The organism is Paraburkholderia sp. MM5477-R1, assembly GCF_050436385.1.
Lineage (GTDB): Bacteria > Pseudomonadota > Gammaproteobacteria > Burkholderiales > Burkholderiaceae > Paraburkholderia > Paraburkholderia tuberum.
Genome location: NZ_JBNDMC010000009.1, coordinates 74,215 through 92,327, shown reverse-complemented (window position 1 = coordinate 92,327; position 18,113 = coordinate 74,215). Strand labels below are relative to the sequence as shown.

The following is an 18,113-nucleotide window of genomic DNA, read 5'->3' as shown; positions in this document are numbered from 1 at the left end:
TTTGGTGGCCTTCCTGCAGCGCAAAAAAAAGTCCGCCGCAGAGGTGCGGGCGGACCGGGAAGGGCTGCATCAAGGTTGCGGGGGTGACTATAAGGCCGCACCCCGCGCGACAGTCGATGCGGTAAGGGCAGGTAAGTGTCCGGTTCGCGCCGCGTTTGCCTGCGAACATCCTTACGACAGCGCCGGGTCCACCGGCAATTCGATCCGTACTTCGAGCCCACCCTGCGCGTGATTGCGCACGAGGCAGCGTCCACCGCGATCGTGCGCGAGCCGCGCGACGATCGCGAGACCGAGCCCGCAATGGCCTTCGCCGCCGCGCGCGGCGTCGAGCCGCACGAACGGCTTCATCGCCGCGGCAATGCGGTCGTCGGGAATGCCGGCGCCGTGGTCGCGCACGCTGATCGTCCAATGACGGTCGTTGCACGCGGTCGAGATTTCCACCGGCGGCATGCCGTGTTCGAGCGCGTTGTCGACGAGGTTCGTCACGAGCCGGTCGAGCAGCGTGCGCGGCAGCGTGAACGAGGGGCCGGCGCGCAGATCGAGCGCGAACAGCGGGGTTTCGGCGGGGTCCGCCGCTTCGGCGGTTTCAGCGGCCTCCGCGTAATCGCCCGAGGAAAACTGCTCGCGCAAGAACTCGTCGACTTCGACGGGCGGTCCGGCGTCCGCCGATTGGCCCGCGAATTCGAGGAACTGCTGGACGATGTTGGTCAGGGAATCGACGTCGCGGATCAGGCCCGCGCGCTCGTTTTCGTCGACCAGCACGCTTGCGCGCAGCTTCAGGCGCGTGAGCGGCGCCTTCAGATCGTGCGCGACGCCGGCGAGCATCACCGCCTGGTCGTCGCCGGCTTCGTTCAGGCGCCGCATCATGTCGTTGAATGAGCCGATCAGCTCACGCAGCTCGCGCGGGCCCTGCACCGGCACGGGTTGGGGCCGCCCGCCCGAGCCGAACGCGCGCGACGCATCGGCCACGCGCGACAACGGCCGTTGCATCTGCCACACCGCGAACAACGACAGGATCAGCCCGGCGACCAGCATCGACACCGATTCGATCAGAAAGCGCGGCGGCGGCGGCAGGTCGACCGGCACGACGACCCAGTTCGACTTGCCCGGGACCAGCACCCACAGTTGCGGCGGACGCAGATCGTCAACGGCGATCTGCGTGCCGGCCGGCAGGTTCTCACGCAGGTGCCGGCTCAGTTCGACCACCATATGCTCGTGCGGCTCGCGCAGATGCACGCTGGTCGGCATGTTCCAGGTGGGCACCAGATGCACGCGCATCGCCGGCGCGAGCGCGGCGCCCTTGATCGGCTCGCCGTTGATCGCCTGCAGCACGAGCAGAATGCCGCGCGCGAAGCCGTCGATTTCATGGCGCGGCGGCTGCATCGTCACCAGCACGAACCAGCTCGCCTGAATCGCGAACAGCACCGCCGCCGACAGCAACGCCATTCTGCCGAACAGCGTGTTCAGCGGATTTCTCATGCGCTCGGGGCGGCCCCGTCCTCGAAGGGTGTGCCGTTGGCGTCGGGCACGAACACGTAGCCCTTGCCGCGCACCGTTTGCACGTAGCACGGGTTCGACGGGTCGTCCTCGATCACGCGGCGCAGGCGCCAGATCGGTACGTCGAGGCTACGGTCGCGGAACGCGAGGTTGTCGCGATGCACGAGATCGTGAATCAGCACGCGCGACAGCACCTTGTACGGATTGTTGACGAAGATCTTCAGCAGCGCGAATTCGCTGTCGCGCAGCGGCAGCTTGGCGTCGTCGCGGCTCAGCGAGCGCGTGGCGAAGTCCAGTTCGAATGGACCGAAGCGATGGCGCTTGCGTGCTTCGGGCGCGCTCGTGGTGGACGGCCCGCGCCGGCGCAACACGGTCTGGATCCGCACGAGCAGTTCGCGCGGATCGAACGGCTTGGTCAGATAGTCGTCCGCGCCGAGCGACAGGCCGACGATGCGGTCGGCCACCGTGCCGCGCGCGGTCACGAAGATCACCGGGATGTCGTCGCCGGCGGCGCGCAACGCGGTGAGCGCGCGCAGGCCGTCGGTGTTCGGCATCATGATGTCGAGCACGACGACCGACGGCCGCTCACGCTCGAGACGACGCTGCAAATGGGTGCCGTCATGCAGCACGGACGCATCGAAGCCGTTCGACTGCAGAAACTTGCAAAGCAGATCGCGTACGACCGGATCGTCGTCGACGATAAGGACCTGTGGATTCATGGCGAAATTCTAGACTGGCCCGCCCGACGCGCGACCGGGCATTTCCTTACCAACGCTTACTGTGTGCCGCTCGGTGCTGGCGGGCTCGCGCCGGGGCGGATCAGCGAAGGTGCAGCGCTTACTTTAGCACTGCCTGATCCGGCTCTGCGCGACGACAGGCACGCGATGACAACAGTTGGCAAGCACTCGAAAGCCCTCGCAAGCCCACGGAACGGATCGTAACAACCGCGCGAAAGCGTGCTTTGCTTCGCCCATCGTCGGCACCCGCGCGGCGCGATGATTGGTTCCGCAGCAAGTCGCGCCGCACGCCGAACGAGGCCCGCTGCCTCGGACGACGGCGCGCGGCGTTCAACCGACACCGGTGCGCAATGCGCACCTTCGCGAGGTCCATCATGACGATCCACAATACGCTCAGTTCCACGCCTTTCTCCTCGCTGGCGAATAAGCCGGCCACGGAGAAATCCGCCAGTTCAAACTCCACGGGCGCAGCGGCGAAATCGCAGCAGAGCGCCGGGCTCGGGAAGCCTGCACTGCCTGCGCCGGGCACGGGGCTCATCGGCCATCTGCTCAACACGACTGCGTGAATCGGCGAGGTCCGCGTGCCGTTATCCAGAACTACTGAGCAGCGGCGGCGCGCCGTGGCGTGGCTCGTTGCCGGCGCGCTGCTGTTGCCGCTCGGCGGCTGCGGCGCCGCGGCGCTGCCGTGCCGGGTCACGGCGGCGACCCTGAAAGTGCTGCCGGTCGTCGGCCATGCGGCGGCGACGCCTTTCGACATGTGCGCTTCCGCGATCGATTGAATCATGACGCTCACCCGGATGGTTGGTGCACTGATGCTGCTCGGCGGCGTGCTGTCGTGCGCTGCGCATGCACAGCTCGTCGCGCGCAGTGCGAAGGCGGCCAGCGCGGCATCGAATAGCGTCGTCACCGACACGCGGCGGCGCTCGCCGGACGCGCCGTTTTCGTTTCGCGGCGTCGCGCTCGGCATCACGATCGACGAATTCCGTGCGGGCTCGACCGTGCGCGCGACGCCGGTCGGCAGCGTGCCGATCTGCGAGACGGACGTGCAGGCCGGAGCGCTCGGCATGCGGCTGAAGTCGCACGATAGCCTGAGCGTCGCATGCCGCTGGGCGCATCGCGATGATGAACGCTGGGCGGTGTCGCAGGCCGTGGTCGATGGTGCGCCGGCGCTCGAACACGTGATGCGCTTCGCGCGCATTGACGGGCAGGGCGCGCTGCGTCTCTACGAGATGTCGTTCGTGGTCGACGAGCTGACCGCGGAGGATCTGCGCGACGCGCTCGAGGATCGTTACGGGCCGCCGCGTCTCGCGACGCGCAACGCGGCGGCGCCGGGCGCGATGCCGATGTACGTATGGGAGAACGCGGTGAGTTCGATCACGCTGTGCTTTCTGCCCGGCAGCCGCAACGGCACGCTCACGTATCTGCTGAAGGGCTCGGATGCGTGGATGAAAGCGGTCGTGCGGCAATGGCAGGCGAGCGGCGCCGACGCGGGCTGACGCGGGCTGACGTTTGCCAGGCAACCCTGATTACCGGTGCGATCCCAACGCCGAAACCGGGCGGTGTCCGGATAGGCCGCCTCACTTCGACTCCTTTCATCCTTTCCGCCACGGAGCCAGCATGACCGCGCTACGTCTCACCCTCGTGCTCGGCGCCGCGAGCTGTCTCGCGGCCTGTTCGAGCGCGCAGACCAGGTCGATCGTCGAAACGCCGATGGCGCCGCCGCTCGCGTCCGCGCCGTTGAACGTCAACACGCAAGGCGCGATCTATCAGGCCGGCGCGCCGTTGCTGCTGTATGAGACGCCGCGCGCGCAGCACGTCGGCGACGTGCTGACGATCCGGCTGTCGGAATCGTATAGCGGCAACAACAGCGCCAGCGCGTCGGCGAACCGCACGAGCAGCATCACCGCGACTGCCGCGGATCAATCGACGAATGCCGCCGCGCGACTCGCCAAACTATTCAACATCGGCTCTGCCAGCACCGACTACAAAGGGCAGGGCAATCTGAGCGACATCAGCGACATGACGGGCACGCTAGCCGTGACCGTGATCGGCACGGTGTCGGGCGGCAATCTCGTCGTATCAGGCGAGAAGGTGATCGCGATGAGCGGGACCCGCGACCGTCTTCGACTCTCGGGCATCGTCAATCCCAAGGACATCGAAGCAGGCAATTACGTCGCGTCGAGCAAGGTCGCGAACGCGCGCATCGAGCAGGCGGGCCTCGGCATGGTCAACGATGCGACGACGATGGGCTGGCTGCAGAGGATGTTTCTGAGTGTGCTGACGTTTTGACCGTCAGCCGGGTCAGCGCGGTGCGCGCGACACCGCGCTGCGCGTTACGTGCGACGCGTGGGCCGCATCAACCGGCTTCGACCATCCGGCGCCGCTAACCGAGCGGCGGCGCAAGCCCGCGTTCGGCCGCGCCGATCTCGCCGTCCGGCACGAACACGTAGCCGCGTCCCCACACCGTCTGCACGTAGCGCGGTTCCGACGGGTCCACTTCGATCAATCGACGCAAGCGCCAGATCGATACGTCGAGACTGCGATTGCGATGCGCTTCGCTATTGCCGTGCAGTTTTTCGAGCAGCTGCGCACGCGTGAGCACGGTCATCGCGTGCGTGACGAACACCTTCAGCATCGCGAATTCGCTCGAACGCAGCGTGATGCGTTCGCCGTCGCGGCGCAGTTCGCGCGCGGGGAAGTTCACTTCGAAGCGGCCGAAATGATAGGGCGCGCGCTGTTCGGGCGCGCCCGGCGCGATCGAGCCGCGACGCCGCAGCACGGTGCGAATCCGCGCGACGAGCTCGCTCGGTTCGAAAGGCTTGCCGAGATAATCGTCGGCGCCGAGTTCGAGGCCGATCACGCGATCGATCGGATCGGCGCGCGCGGTCAGCAGGATCACGGGAATGTCGTCGCCGGCGACACGCAAGGCGCGCAGCGCGCTGATGCCGTCGAGCTCTGGCATCATGATGTCGAGCACGACGAGCGCGGGACGCTCCTGCTGCAATCTGCGCTGCAACGCCAAGCCATTTTCCAGCATGGCGACCTTGAAGCCGCGGCCGTGCAGATATTCGCCGACGAGCTCGCGTACGACGGGATCGTCATCGACGATCAGGATGGTCTGGTTCATTCAGGTCATCTTAGTGATGCGCACGGGCCGCGCAAAGCGTATACCGCTTTCCAATCCTTTCCCGTGTAAGGCGCTGCAAGCGAAAGCAAAGCCGCGAGCACTCAGTGGGGCGGCGGGAAGGCCTGCGAGGTTTGCAGGGTCTGCTGTTGCTGCGCTTGACGCGGGAAATCGGTCCGATCGACCACCATCCGCTCGATCAGTCCGCCGAGCTTGACCGAGGCCGACGAAAAACGGTCGGTGTTCAGGCCGCCGGTCTGATAGCGCGCGGTGACCAGAATGCGGCCCCCCTGGATCAGCGTCAGATCGATGATCGACAGGTACTGGATCGATTCGTCGCTGAACGAGCGGCGGCCATAGTCGATCGCGGCGTCGTAGACGAGCCGCGCTTCGCAGCCGGCCGGCGAGGTGCCCGGATTGTAGACGTCCGAACGAATACCGCGCCGCTCGAGCGCGAGCTGCAGCGCCGGCACGAAATCGCCGACCGACACCGTCGGGTTCACTTCGATGCAGACGTGCTGCAAATCCGCGGGCCGCCCGTTGACGAAGGTCGGCGACGAGTAGTTCGACGCGATCGCGTAGCCGGCCTGGATGACCGAGCCGGTGGCGTCGGCGGCCTGGATCAGCGTCCAGGCGCAGCCGTCGAGCGCGAGCGTCAGCGTCGCGGCGAAGGCGGCGAGGGCGCAACGACGCCGGCATATCAGCGAGGCGACCAGACCCAGGCGCGAATGCCTGGTTGCCGCTGGCGCGCGCACGGTCGGCGACGAGGTCATGAGGCAGCGCCCGATCCCGGTCACGAAATGCGATGGAGCATCAAAAGCAGCGACGGCCGCGCGCTCAGCGCGTCACGCGCAGTCGCAGTTCGTTCTGACCTTGCACGCTCGCGGTGACGTTCACGCGACGGGCGTCGGTGGTCACGACGAAATGCTGGCGCACCGGTGTGTTGACGTCATGCACGACGCGCGGAAAGCAGGCGGCGATGTCGGCGCCGAGTTCTTCGAGCGGATCGTTGATGACGCCGTCGGCTTGCCAGTGCGCGCGCCAGTGGCAGTCGTACGCGTGCGGGCTGGCGCGGCAATCGTCCGTATTGGAGACGCCCGGCAGTTGCGCGGCGGTCTCGTTTGGCAGTCGCCGGAAATCGCTCGCATCGACGATGTGCGTGAGCGCCGCGCAGATATCGGCGGGTTGGTTCGGCTCGGTCGTTTGCGCGGCATCGACGGCGTTCGTGAGCAGCAGCGCCGCGCCGCAGGCGAGCGCGATGCGCGGGAGCAAAGACGGGAGCAAAGGTGAAACACGGCGAGCGAATGACATGGGCGAGGAGTCCGAAGAGCGGTTGCGATGAAAGACGTGACTGACATCAACGACGGCCGGCGCATGGCGCGGCCCGTACGACTATCGTCGCTGCTCGCCGGCATTTTCAAAGCGCGGAACAGCTTGCGCGCTCCGCAAATGCTTTCGAACTCTTCTCGTGTCTTTCCGGATGTTGCGCCCGGAGGTGCCGGCGCGCAGGCGAGGCTTAACCGAGCGTCAAGCCGCCATCGATGTGAATCACCTGGCCGGTGATGTGGCGTGCCGCGTCGGACAGCAGGAATGCGATCAGCGCGGCGACGTCGTCCGGTTCGGCAACATGACCGAGCGGCGTGGCTTCGGCGGCGTGCGCCCACACGGCCGCGCTGTCGGCGCTTGGGCCGCGATCCTTGCGCGTGTAGCCCGGCGCCACGCAATTGACGGTCACGCCGAGCGGCGCGAGCTCCGCGGCCGCCGTTTTCGCAAGCGCTTCGAGTGCCGCTTTCGCGGCCGCCGTCGCGGCGAATGGCGCATCCGCGCGATAGCGATGCGCGACGAACGAACTCAAGGCGACCACGCGACCGCGCTTCGATGTTTCGAGCGCGGGCATCGCGCGCCGCACGAGCGCGGCGAAGGCGGCTGGCATCGCGGCGAAGGCGGCGCCGAAGGTGTCGGGATCGAGCGCGGCCAGCGTTTGGCGCTGCGCATGGCCGGCGTTCGCGACCAGTTGATCGAGTGCGCCGAAGCTCGCGAGCGTCTGATGGATCACGTGCTCCGCCGCGCCGCGCTCGGCGAGGTCGCCGAACACGGTCGCGCAGCGTGCGCCGCTTGCCGTGCAGTCGGCGGCAACCTGCACGAGCCGTCGACGGGAGGCGTCGTCTGCGCCGCGCGCGTGCAGCATCAACGACGTATGCGGCGCCGCGAGGCGCCGTGCGAGCGCCGCACCGATGCCGGAACCGGCGCCGGTGATCAGCACGACCCGAGCGGCGGTGCCGTGCGCTTCGCTGACGTGAGCGCCGCTCGCGTCGCTCACGCCGCTACCGCTTCGACAGAACGCTCGACGTCGAGCGTTTCGTCATGGAACGCTGCGAGCGATTCGCGATGCGCGACGCTGACGATCGCGGCCTTCGGCAACCGCTCGGTGAACAGCCGATAGAGCCGCGCCTCGTTTTCCGCGTCGAGCGCGCTGGTCGCTTCGTCGAGGAACAGGTAGTCCGGCTTGTGCAGCAGCACGCGCGCGGCGGCGAAGCGCTGCTGCTCACCCGGCGACAGCACGCGAGTCCAGTGCGCCGTTTCCTGCAGACGGTCCGCGTATTCCGACAGATGGCAGGTGATGAGCGCGTCGCGGCATTCGTCGTCGCCATAGGTGTCCGCCGCCGACGGATACGCGAGCGCCGCCTTCAGCGTGCCGATCGGCATGTAGCTGATCTGCGGGATGAACATCATGCGCGCGTTGACTGGTGCGTCGATCGAGCCGTCGCCGAACGGCCACAGGCCCGCGAGCGCGCGCATCAGCGTGCTCTTGCCGGCGCCCGACGGACCGCGCACGAGCCAGCGCGAGCCCGGCCGGATCGCGATATCGCGGATGCGCGACAGTGGGTTGCCATTGGGCAGGGCGAGCTGGAGGCTGTCGGTGGTAAGCGTGTTGCTGTCGACGAAATGCAGATTGATGCCGCCATGTTCCGTGGCCGGCGACACCGATTCCTTCAGACGCGGCGAATGCACGACGCGCTTGAATTCGCGCAACCGGTTCACGGTCGCGCGCCATTCGACGAGGCTCGTATAACTGTTGATGAACCACGAGAACGAATCGCTGACCGTGCCGAACGCGCTCGAAATCTGCATCAGCACGCCGAACGTGAACGCGCCCGCGAAGTAGCGCGGCGAGGCGACGACGATCGGGAAAATGATCGCGATCTGGCCGTAGAAGCTCAGCACGAAGGTGAGGCGCTTCGTGTACTTCATCACCTGCCACCAGTTGTCGCGGATGCGGCCGAACAGCGTGCGCGCGTTCGTCTTCTCGGTTTCCATGCCGTTGTAGAACGCGATCTGCTCGGCGTTCTCACGCAGCCGGATCAAGCCGAAACGGAAATCGGCCTCGACTTTCTGTGCCTGGTAGTTGATCGACACGAGCGGATGGCCGACCTTCTGCGTGACGAGCGAGCCGCCCACCGCATACAGCGCCGCGGCCCACACCATGTAGCCGGGGATCTGCAGCGGCATGCCGCCGAGCGAGATGCTCAACGCGCCCGCGAGCGACCACAGGATCGTGATGAACGACACGAGCGTGACGACGGTCGACAGCAGATCGAGCGTTAGCGACAGCGTGGTGGTCGCGAACGACTGCAGGTCGTCGCTGATCCGCTGGTCGGGGTTGTCGGCGAGACGGTCGCGCTCGATGCGGTAGAACGCGCTGTCGTCGAGCCACTCGTTCAGGTAGCGGGTGGTCAGCCACTGGCGCCAGCGGAAGCCGAGCATCTGGCGCAGATAGCGTCCATACACGGCGAGGATGATGAAACCGAACGCGAGTCCGGTAAAGATCATCAGCAGGTGCGGGAAGTCGTGGACGTTCTTCGCCTGCAGCGCGTTGTAGAAGTCCCTGCTCCAGCTATTCAGGCGCACGTTGATCCAGACGACGAGCAGGTTCATCACGATGATCGTGACGAGCAGCCCCCACGCGATGCCTCGTTCCTCGGAAACCCAGTAGGGCTTGATCAGGGTCCACGCGGAGACCTTTTCGTCGGGCGGCAGCGCGGGGCTGGCGGAAGTATGTGGTGTCATGAGCATCCTGATGAAGTGCTGACCCGAAGTGCCATTCCGGCGTACGGGTCCGATCTGGTTGACCCATGTCGGGCGATCCCGCGAACAGCAGGCGCCTTTGCGAGGGCGTGGCTGCCGCGGGTCTGCGATACCTGGCCGGGCATCGCGCCATCACGCTCGATGAACGCGAGTCCGGACGGGCGCCCGATTCTGGCGTGACGCCCTTAAGCGAAAATTAATTTTCGGGGCCGGCATCCGCTGCGGTGCCGCCGCCACGCATGCGGCCACGAGCGTCGCGCGCGCCGCGTTTTTGCGGCACCGGTCACGGCATTGTGCCAGAGCGCCGGGCCGCTTCGCACCGGCATCTCGATAGACGGTGCCAGATCAAAATTGGGGTGGCCACCATGGAGCGCTGGTTTGCGGGCGCCGCGCCTTTTATGGTCTAATGACCTGCGACGAAACAGGGGTGCTTCGCCCACAGGCGGCATGACTTTCATGCCGGGGCGGCGAGGCTGAGAGAGACCCTTTGCACCCGATCCGGGTAATACCGGCGCGGGAAGTTTCCGGAAGCAACCGTCTTCCATTCCCCGCCGGGCGGCGAGCGCAGCTCACATGTGCACGTCGTGACCGGCCGGCTTCACCCGCCGGTTTCGTCCTGGGTACGTGCGTTTTTGGCCGTACGGAAAGGACTCGATGACCGCCTATTCTTCAGACATGCATTTTTCCCTTCGTCACGCCGCCTCGGGCGAGCCGTGCCGTTTTGGTTTTGCCCACCGCAGTCGAACGGAGCGCGCGCGATGAACCGTCCCGCCCGACCCGATTTCGCCGTGCTCGGCGGCGGCCTGTGCGGCCGCCTGGTCGCGTGGCACCTCGCTGGCGACGGGCATCGCGTGGCGCTCTACGAGCGCGGCGATGCCACCGGTTCGCAGGCTGCCGCGTGGGTCGCCGCCGCGATGCTCGCGCCGCTGGCAGAGGCCGCGAGCGCCGAGCTGCTGATCACGCGGCTTGGCGCGAGTTCGCTCGAAAGCTGGCCGCGCGTGCTTGCCGAACTGCCGGAGCCGGTGTTTTTCCAGCGCAACGGCACGCTCGTCGTCTGGCATCACGCGGATCGCACCGAGGCGCCGCTATTCGAGCGGCGCGTGCGTGCGAACGCGCCGGCCGAGTTGCTCGACGGCGGCTTCGTCGCGTTGGCGGGCGCGCAGATCGGCGCCGCCGAACCCGCGTTGGCCGGCCGCTTCAGCCAAGGCTGGCTGCTGCCGCGAGAAGGCCAGCTCGACAACCGCCAGGTGCTGTCCGCGCTCGCGGCCGGGCTTGCCGAGCGCGGCGTCGACACGCACTGGAACACGCCGATCGACGACGCGTCGCTGCCCGAGGCCGGCATCACCATCGATTGCCGCGGGCTCGGCGCGAAGCCGGTGCTGCCGACGCTGCGCGGCATCCGCGGCGAAGTTGCGCGCGTGCATGCGCCTCACCTGCAGCTGACGCGCCCGGTGCGGCTACTGCATCCGCGTTACCCGCTGTATATCGCGCCGAAGCAGAACGGCCTCTACGTGATCGGCGCGACCGAGGTGGAGGGCGAGGACATGTCGCCCGTCAGCGTGCGTTCGGCGCTCGAGTTGCTGAGCGCGGCGTTTTCGGTGCACCCGGGCTTCGGCGAGGCGCGCATTCTCGAGCTGAATTCGCAGTGCCGGCCGACCTTGCCCGATCATCGTCCCGCGCTGCTGTGGGACGGCGCGCGCACGCTGCGCGTGAACGGCCTGTACCGGCACGGCTACATGATCGCGCCCGAAGTCGCCGACGAAGCCGTGCGCTTCGCGAGCGCGCTGCTCGACGGCCGCGTCGGTGATGCCGACGCATTCGCCGGCTGGCGGCGCGACTCACGCTGGAGCGAGCTGTTCCAGCAGCATTTCGCGCGCGAGCCGGCCCGAGCGTAGCGGCCAACGTGCCGCGCGCGATGCCGCTTGCGCCATCGATTGAGCCGTATTCGAACACCATGGACATTCACATCAATCAGAAGCCGTTGTCGCTGCCCGAGGGCGCGACTGTCGCCGATGCGCTCGCCGCCTTTGGCGCGCGTCCGCCGTTCGCGGTCGCGCTCAACGGCGATTTCGTCGCGCGTGCGCAGCATGCGGCGCGCGCGTTGCAAACGGGCGACCGGCTCGACGTCGTGCAGCCGGTCGCGGGCGGCTGAGCGCGACCGCGCCAGCCTGTCGCTTACCGAACGCAACAACCGTCGCCGAAAACCCATTGCCGCAACGCGGTCGGTTCTAGCCGCGAGGGCAAACCAGGATGATGCAAATGACTTCTCACGAGACCGCCGACGCGCTGACGCTATACGGTCAAACTTTTGCAAGCCGTGTGCTGATCGGCACATCGCGCTATCCGTCGCTGCAATCGCTGTCCGATTCGATCGACGCCGCGCGCCCCGGCATGGTGACGGTCGCGCTGCGCCGTCAGATGAACGAGGGCCACGCCGAAGCCGGCTTCTTCGATCTGCTCAAGCGCCATGGCGTGCCGCTCTTGCCGAACACGGCGGGTTGCCTGAGCGTCGGTGAAGCGGTGACGACCGCGCACATGGCGCGCGAAATCTTCGAGACCGAGTGGATCAAGCTCGAACTGATCGGCGACGACTACACACTGCAGCCCGACCCGGTCGGCCTGATCGAAGCCGCCGCGCGGCTCGTCAAGGATGGCTTCAAGGTGCTGCCGTACTGCACCGAAGATCTGGTGATCGGCCGCCGTCTGCTCGACGCCGGCTGCGAGGCGCTGATGCCGTGGGGCGCGCCGATCGGCACCGGCAAGGGCGTGATCAATCCATACGGGCTGCGCGTGTTGCGCGAGCGGCTGCCGGACGTGCCGCTGATCGTCGACGCCGGGCTCGGCGTGCCGTCGCATGCGGCCCAGGTGATGGAGTGGGGCTTCGACGGCGTGCTGCTGAACACGGCCGTGTCGCAGGCGACGCACCCCGACGCGATGGCGCGCGCGTTCGCGCTGGGCGTCGAGGCGGGTCGGCAAGCGTATCTCGCGGGCCCGATGGCCGAGCGCGAGAGCGCGCACGCGAGCACGCCGGTGATCGGCATGCCGTTCTGGCATCAGGATGGAGGTGCCGCATGACTCAGTCGTTGACGCTGAAGGACCGCGATCTGTTCTGGCCGACGGCCGACGAACTCATCGAAGCCGCCGAGCGCATCCGCGCACGTCTCGGCGACTGGCCGCCGACGCACGCGCCGTGGCGCATCTGCCTGATCGCACCCGACGAACCGAACGGTGGCGACCTGATCGTGATCGCCGACGCACAGCAGCACGGCGAGCAGATCGCGCGCTGGCTGACGCGGGGTGCGGGCGTGATCGTCGCCGCGGAAAACCGCGCGACGCTGCATCTGGGCGGCGAGAAGTACGGCCTCGAAGGCCATCTGGCGGAAGACTGGATTCCCGCGCTTGCCGCGTTCCTCGACTGCGGTTTCGATCCGCACGACGCGCTGGTGCTCGCGCTCGCGTGGCGCGATGGCGACGAGACCCGCGCCGACGATGCTTTCCCGGCCGACCTCGCTCGCTTTCCGCGCCTTACCGACCTGCCGGCGGCACCCGCCAAGGCGTTCCCGCGCTGCCCGGCAAGGCTCGGCCTGTATCCGGTGTTGCCGACCGCGGACTGGGTCGAACGGGTGGTCGGCTTCGGCGTGAAGACGGTGCAGTTGCGCCGCAAGTCGGCCCAACCCGCCGACGAGCTGAAGCGCGAAATCGCGCGCTGCGTGGCGGCCGGCCGCGCGCACGACGCGCAGGTGTTCATCAACGATCACTGGCTGGCGGCGCTCGAGGCGGGCGCATACGGCGTGCACCTCGGCCAGGAAGACGTGCATACCGCGGATCTGTCCGCGCTGGCCGACGCGGGCATCCGCCTGGGCCTGTCCACTCATGGCTTCTACGAGATGCTGAAGGCGCTGCATTTCCGGCCGAGCTACATTGCATTGGGCGCCGTGTTCCCGACCACGACCAAGGTCATGCCGACCGCGCCGCAGGGCTTGCGCCGCCTCGCACGCTATGTGCGGCTGCTCGACGGCGTGGTGCCGCTCGTCGCGATCGGCGGGATCGATCTGCAGGTGCTGCCGGACGTGCTCGCGACCGGTGTCGGCTGCGCGGCCGTGGTGCGCGCGGTGACGGAAGCGGCCGACCCGGCCGCCGCCGTTTCTGCACTGCAACACACGTTTACGCAATAATCGTCAGGCATAGTCAAGGAACGGGGCACCTCACGGCAGCTTTTGCACGATGGCCCTATAATTCGGCCTTCCCTGTAAAAGGATTGTCAGTTTGGTGCCTTCCTATCCCGAGACCTTACTCGAGCTGCGCGACGTCGACTTCGGTTACGGCGACCGGCTCGTCCTGTCGAATCTGAATCTGCGCTTTCGTCGCGGTCAGGTCGTCGCGGTCATGGGCGGCTCGGGTTGCGGCAAGACCACGGTGCTGCGGCTGATCGGCGGCCTCGTGCGCGCCCAGCGCGGCCAGGTGCTGTTCCATGGCGAGGACATCGGCGAGCAGACGCGCGAAGGCCTTTACGCGCTGCGCCGCAAGATGGGCATGCTGTTCCAGTTCGGCGCGCTGTTCACCGACATGTCGGTGTTCGAAAACGTCGCCTTCTCGCTACGCGAGCACACCGATCTCCCCGAAGAACTGCTGCGCGACCTCGTGCTGATGAAGCTCAACGCGGTCGGTCTGCGCGGCGCGCGCGACCTGCTGCCGTCCGAGATTTCCGGCGGCATGGCGCGACGCGTGGCGCTCGCGCGCGCAATCGCGCTCGACCCCGAACTGATGATGTACGACGAGCCGTTCGCCGGTCTCGACCCAATCTCGCTCGGCATCACCGCGAACCTGATCCGCACGCTGAACCGGGCGCTCGGCGCCACGTCGATTCTCGTCACGCATGACGTGCCGGAATCATTCGCAATCGCCGACTACGTGTATTTCCTGTCCAACGGCGGTGTGCTTGCCGAGGGCACGCCCGACGAACTGCGCGCGTCGACCGATCCGACCGTGCGGCAGTTCATCGATGGCGCGCCGGACGGCCCGTTCAGATTCCACTATCCGGCGCAGACGCCGCTCGCGGCGGACTTCGGCATCGGCGGAGGCCAGTCATGATCAGTACGATCGGTCGCTCGGTCATCACCGGGCTCGGCACCGCCGGCTACGCGACGCGCTTCTTCCTGCGGCTCGTGCTCGAGTTTTTCCCGCTGCTGCGCCGCCCGCGTCTTGTCACGAAGCAGATCCACTTTGTCGGTAATTATTCGCTCGTGATCATCGCGGTGTCGGGGCTGTTCGTCGGCTTCGTACTCGGGTTGCAGGGCTATTACACGCTGAACCGTTATGGCTCCGAGCAGGCGCTCGGGTTGCTGGTCGCGCTGTCGCTCGTGCGCGAGCTCGGGCCGGTCGTGACCGCGCTGCTGTTCGCCGGGCGCGCGGGCACGTCGCTGACCGCCGAAATCGGCCTGATGAAGGCGGGCGAGCAGCTCACCGCGATGGAAATGATGGCCGTCGATCCGGTCAAGGTCGTGATCGCGCCGCGCCTGTGGGCCGGCATCGTGTCGATGCCGATCCTCGCCGCGATCTTCAGCGCGGTCGGCGTTCTGGGCGGTTACGTGGTGGGCGTGCTGCTGATCGGCGTCGATGCCGGCGCGTTCTGGTCGCAGATGCAAAGCGGCGTCGACGTGTGGCGCGATGTCGGCGCCGGGGTCGTCAAGAGTGTGGTGTTCGGCCTCGCGGTGACCTTCGTCGCGCTGTTTCAGGGCTACGAGGCGAAGCCGACGCCGGAAGGCGTGTCGCGCGCGACGACCCGCACGGTCGTGTACGCGTCGCTCGCGGTGCTCGGGCTCGATTTCCTGCTGACCGCACTAATGTTCAGCTAAGACCGCGCAGCATGCCGGCTGCCGGCGGTGCATGATGCGCCGCGCACGGCGGAGGTGGTGGCGGCGCGGCGGATTCACTTTGGGATGACGATGAAAAAGAATGTTCTCGACTTCTGGGTCGGCCTGTTCGTGGTGCTGGGTTTCGTGGCGTTGCTGTTTCTTGCGCTGAAGGCCGGCAATATGAGCTCGTTGTCGTTCCAGGCAACCTACCCGGTCAAGCTGAAGTTCGACAACATCGGCGGGCTGAAGCCACGCGCGCCGGTGAAGAGCGCCGGCGTGACGGTCGGCCGGGTCGCGTCGATCGGCTTCGACAGCAACACCTACCAGGCGCTCGTCACGATCGATATCGACAAGCAATATCAGTTTCCGAGGGACACTTCGGCGAAGATCCTGACCTCGGGTCTGCTCGGCGAGCAGTACATCGGGCTCGAGCCGGGGGGCGACTCGGAAATGCTGAAGGCCGGCGATACGATCTCGATGACGCAATCGGCGATCGTGCTGGAAAACCTGATCGGCCAGTTCCTGTATAGCAAGGCCGCGGATTCCGGCGCGGCGAAGCCCGCCGCATCCGCCCCTGCACCGGCGCCGGGCGCGCCGGCCTCCGGCGCTGCCGGCCAGTAAGGCCAACAAGGAGAACTAGATGCAGACGACACTGCAGACCGCGCGCAGCGGCGCGCGCGTCCTACAGTTCGGCAAGGTCGCCGTGGCGGCTGCGCTGCTCGCCGGTTGCACGACCGTGCAGACGCCTACCAAGGGCGACCCGTTCGAAGGGCTGAACCGTACGATCTTCACCGTCAACGACAAGATCGACCAGTACGCGCTGAAGCCGGTTGCGCAGGGCTACGTTTGGGTCACGCCGCAGCCGGTTCGCGACAGCGTGACGAACTTTTTCTCGAACATCGGCGACGTCTATATTGCGGCGAACAACCTGCTGCAGCTGCGCATCGCCGACGGCGTGTCCGACATCATGCGGATCGTGATCAACACGTTGTTCGGCGTCGGCGGCCTGTTCGACGTCGCGACGCTCGCGAAGCTCCCGAAGCACGACAACGACCTCGGTCTGACGCTCGGCCACTACGGCGTGCCGGCGGGCCCCTATCTGGTGCTGCCGCTGTTCGGGCCGAGCACGGTGCGCGATGCGGTCGGCTCGCTCGGCAACTACTACGTGAACCCGATCAGCTACGTCGACCCGCCGGGCCTGAGCTGGGCGCTGTATGGCCTGAACATCGTCAACACGCGCGCGAACCTGCTCGGAGCGAGCAACCTGCTGGAAGGCGCGGCGCTCGACAAATACTCGTTCGTGCGTAACGCGTATCTGCAGCGCCGGCAGTATCTGTTGTCGGATAACCGCCGGCGGCCGCAGGAACTGCCGAGCTACGACGAGGAAGCGCCGCTGCCGAAGTACGACGAAGGCGAGACGGGCGCGGCAGGTGTGCCGGCCAAGCCGGCTCCCGCATCCGGCGCGGCCGTGGGCACGCCGCAAGGCGCGTCGGCACCGGAGGCCGCGTCGGGCGCCGAAACACCGCCTCTCGACCTGAAAGGCGGCCCGGAAACGCAAGTTCCGGCCGGTCAGTTGGTGCCGCCCACGCGCTTCAACTTCCCGTCCTTAAGATTGCATTGAACGTGCAGCCGTAACAGATCGATACGACTCTCGCAGTTTGCGCATGGATTGCCGTCGAACTCGCGTGATAAGGTCGATTCAAACTGTTGCATTATTTTTGAGGCAAAGCTCGATATGAAAAAATTCTTCCTGATTCCGTTGTTTGCCGCGTTGTTTTCGTTCATCAGCGCGGGCGCATCGGCGCAAACCGTCGACACCAGCTCGCCCGACGCGCTGATCAAGACCGTCACCCAGCAGGTGATGGACGCGATTCGGGGCGACAAGTCGATCCAGCAGGGCGACATCACGCACATCACGGCGCTCGTCAACGAAAAGATCCTGCCGTACACCGATTTCCGCCGCACCACCCAGCTCGCGATGGGCCGTAACTGGCGCACCGCGACGCCCGAACAGCAGAACCAGGTGGTCGAGCAGTTCAAGATGCTGCTGATCCGCACGTACGCGGGCGCGCTCGCGCAGGTGCGCGACCAGCAGATCCAGTACAAGCCGTTCCGCATGAATCCGGACGACACCGACACGGTGGTGCGCTCGGTCGTGATGAACAACGGCCAGCCGATCGAACTCGACTACCGCCTGTACAAGACGGCGCAGGGCTGGCGCGTGTATGACATCAACGTGCTCGGCGCGTGGCTGATCCAGGCGTATCAGCAGCAGTTCAACGAGCAGATCCAGCAGAAGGGCGTGGACGGACTGATCCAGTTCCTCACGCAGCGCAATCAGCAACTCGCCGCGGGCAAGCAGTCGTGAGCGACGTGCTGAACCCGGTGGCGAACCGCTTCGACAGCGGCACGACGCTGACCCACGAGAGCGCGAAGGCCGCGCTCGCAGCGGGTCTGCAACGCATCGCGGCGGGTGCGGGCGGCGTCGATTGCGCGCCGCTCACGCAATTCGATTCGTCGGCGCTCGCCGTCCTGCTCGCGTGGGTGCGGGCCGCGGCGGCGCGCGGCGGCAAGTTCGAAATCGTCAATCTGCCGGCTGGGCTCGCCAGTCTCGCGCAGGCCTACGGCGTCGATACACTTCTCTCTTCTGGCGCCTCCAGCATGGTTGCGTCAGCGCGACATTGACGCTCCTCTAGCGTCGTCTCCTCCCTTCCGGCCAGGCCGGGGGTGTCAGTTTTTGCCCTATAATCAAACGTTTTTTTGGGGTGTCGAACTGGCCCCCTAATCGGCCCCGGTTCCCGTTTCTTCCAGCAT

General features: G+C 66.8%; 21 protein-coding genes and 1 riboswitch. Of the genes, 14 read left to right on the top strand and 7 right to left on the bottom strand.

The genetic code is table 11. The features are described 5' to 3' along the window. Positions 1-171: 171 nt before the first annotated feature. Positions 172-1,479 (bottom strand): ATP-binding protein, encoded by a 1,308-nt coding sequence (locus OKW35_RS43400; RefSeq protein WP_429555288.1) that lies wholly within the window; start codon positions 1,477-1,479, stop codon positions 172-174. After that, a complete protein-coding gene (locus OKW35_RS43395; protein ID WP_429555287.1) occupies positions 1,476-2,216 on the bottom strand; it encodes a response regulator in 741 nt (246 codons plus the stop codon). Before OKW35_RS43395 ends, OKW35_RS43400 begins: the two co-directional genes overlap by 4 nt. 392 nt (positions 2,217-2,608) lie before the next feature. On the opposite strand from OKW35_RS43395, the gene OKW35_RS43390 reads away from it, so the two are divergent. The 4 genes from OKW35_RS43390 to OKW35_RS43375 all read left to right on the top strand — a co-directional run bounded on the left by OKW35_RS43390 (position 2,609) and on the right by OKW35_RS43375 (position 4,523). Further along, positions 2,609-2,800: a hypothetical protein gene (locus OKW35_RS43390; RefSeq protein ID WP_260331864.1), complete on the top strand. Its 192-nt coding sequence runs from the start codon at positions 2,609-2,611 to the stop codon at positions 2,798-2,800. Between the two features lie 54 nt (positions 2,801-2,854). Continuing rightward, entirely contained in the window at positions 2,855-3,013 is a 159-nt protein-coding gene (locus OKW35_RS43385) for a DUF6726 family protein (RefSeq protein WP_041734448.1), read from the top strand. 3 nt (positions 3,014-3,016) lie between these two features. Beyond that, positions 3,017-3,730, top strand: a complete 714-nt coding sequence (locus OKW35_RS43380; RefSeq protein ID WP_429408134.1) for a hypothetical protein — start codon at positions 3,017-3,019, stop codon at positions 3,728-3,730. 121 nt (positions 3,731-3,851) lie between these two features. Continuing rightward, positions 3,852-4,523, top strand: coding sequence for a flagellar basal body L-ring protein FlgH (locus OKW35_RS43375; RefSeq protein ID WP_184035706.1), 672 nt, complete (start codon positions 3,852-3,854; stop codon positions 4,521-4,523). Positions 4,524-4,617: 94 nt separating this feature from the next. Here OKW35_RS43375 and OKW35_RS43370 read toward each other — a convergent pair whose 3' ends face one another. The 5 genes from OKW35_RS43370 to OKW35_RS43350 all read right to left on the bottom strand — a co-directional run bounded on the left by OKW35_RS43370 (position 4,618) and on the right by OKW35_RS43350 (position 9,426). Beyond that, positions 4,618-5,361 (bottom strand): response regulator, encoded by a 744-nt coding sequence (locus OKW35_RS43370; RefSeq protein WP_184052280.1) that lies wholly within the window; start codon positions 5,359-5,361, stop codon positions 4,618-4,620. Positions 5,362-5,462: 101 nt separating this feature from the next. After that, entirely contained in the window at positions 5,463-6,131 is a 669-nt protein-coding gene (locus tag OKW35_RS43365; protein ID WP_429555286.1) for a hypothetical protein, read from the bottom strand. A 64-nt stretch (positions 6,132-6,195) separates the two neighbouring features. Then, the gene (locus tag OKW35_RS43360; protein ID WP_429408139.1) at positions 6,196-6,669 is read right to left on the bottom strand and encodes a hypothetical protein; all 474 of its coding nucleotides are present in this window, start codon (positions 6,667-6,669) and stop codon (positions 6,196-6,198) included. A gap of 205 nt (positions 6,670-6,874) precedes the next feature. Continuing rightward, a complete protein-coding gene (locus OKW35_RS43355; protein ID WP_429555285.1) occupies positions 6,875-7,678 on the bottom strand; it encodes an SDR family NAD(P)-dependent oxidoreductase in 804 nt (267 codons plus the stop codon). Then, on the bottom strand, positions 7,675-9,426 hold the full coding sequence (locus tag OKW35_RS43350) for an ABC transporter ATP-binding protein/permease (RefSeq protein WP_184065552.1): 1,752 nt from the start codon (positions 9,424-9,426) through the stop codon (positions 7,675-7,677). The genes OKW35_RS43355 and OKW35_RS43350 overlap by 4 nt, the downstream gene beginning before the upstream one ends. Positions 9,427-9,857: 431 nt before the next feature. Further along, positions 9,858-9,981, top strand: a riboswitch (TPP riboswitch). 221 nt (positions 9,982-10,202) lie between these two features. On the opposite strand from OKW35_RS43350, the gene OKW35_RS43345 reads away from it, so the two are divergent. From OKW35_RS43345 to OKW35_RS43300, 10 genes are all read left to right on the top strand, one after another. Beyond that, complete coding sequence (locus OKW35_RS43345; RefSeq protein ID WP_429555284.1) at positions 10,203-11,339, top strand: FAD-dependent oxidoreductase; 1,137 nt, start codon at positions 10,203-10,205, stop codon at positions 11,337-11,339. Between the two features lie 59 nt (positions 11,340-11,398). After that, positions 11,399-11,596: a sulfur carrier protein ThiS gene (thiS, locus tag OKW35_RS43340; protein WP_026225709.1), complete on the top strand. Its 198-nt coding sequence runs from the start codon at positions 11,399-11,401 to the stop codon at positions 11,594-11,596. Between the two features lie 107 nt (positions 11,597-11,703). Further along, positions 11,704-12,519, top strand: a complete 816-nt coding sequence (locus OKW35_RS43335) for a thiazole synthase (protein ID WP_429555283.1) — start codon at positions 11,704-11,706, stop codon at positions 12,517-12,519. Continuing rightward, positions 12,516-13,619 (top strand): thiamine phosphate synthase, encoded by a 1,104-nt coding sequence (thiE, locus tag OKW35_RS43330; RefSeq protein ID WP_429555282.1) that lies wholly within the window; start codon positions 12,516-12,518, stop codon positions 13,617-13,619. The genes OKW35_RS43335 and thiE overlap by 4 nt, the downstream gene beginning before the upstream one ends. Positions 13,620-13,710: 91 nt before the next feature. Beyond that, the gene (locus tag OKW35_RS43325; protein WP_018420056.1) at positions 13,711-14,535 is read left to right on the top strand and encodes an ABC transporter ATP-binding protein; all 825 of its coding nucleotides are present in this window, start codon (positions 13,711-13,713) and stop codon (positions 14,533-14,535) included. Next, on the top strand, positions 14,532-15,299 hold the full coding sequence (gene mlaE, locus OKW35_RS43320) for a lipid asymmetry maintenance ABC transporter permease subunit MlaE (RefSeq protein ID WP_018420057.1): 768 nt from the start codon (positions 14,532-14,534) through the stop codon (positions 15,297-15,299). Before OKW35_RS43325 ends, mlaE begins: the two co-directional genes overlap by 4 nt. 90 nt (positions 15,300-15,389) lie before the next feature. After that, complete coding sequence (gene mlaD, locus OKW35_RS43315; protein WP_187612918.1) at positions 15,390-15,920, top strand: outer membrane lipid asymmetry maintenance protein MlaD; 531 nt, start codon at positions 15,390-15,392, stop codon at positions 15,918-15,920. Positions 15,921-15,939: 19 nt separating this feature from the next. Then, positions 15,940-16,920: an MlaA family lipoprotein gene (locus tag OKW35_RS43310; protein WP_187612917.1), complete on the top strand. Its 981-nt coding sequence runs from the start codon at positions 15,940-15,942 to the stop codon at positions 16,918-16,920. Positions 16,921-17,034: 114 nt separating this feature from the next. Continuing rightward, complete coding sequence (locus OKW35_RS43305; protein WP_187612916.1) at positions 17,035-17,667, top strand: MlaC/ttg2D family ABC transporter substrate-binding protein; 633 nt, start codon at positions 17,035-17,037, stop codon at positions 17,665-17,667. Continuing rightward, positions 17,664-17,984: an STAS domain-containing protein gene (locus tag OKW35_RS43300; RefSeq protein ID WP_184065569.1), complete on the top strand. Its 321-nt coding sequence runs from the start codon at positions 17,664-17,666 to the stop codon at positions 17,982-17,984. The genes OKW35_RS43305 and OKW35_RS43300 overlap by 4 nt, the downstream gene beginning before the upstream one ends. Positions 17,985-18,113 lie beyond the last annotated feature (129 nt).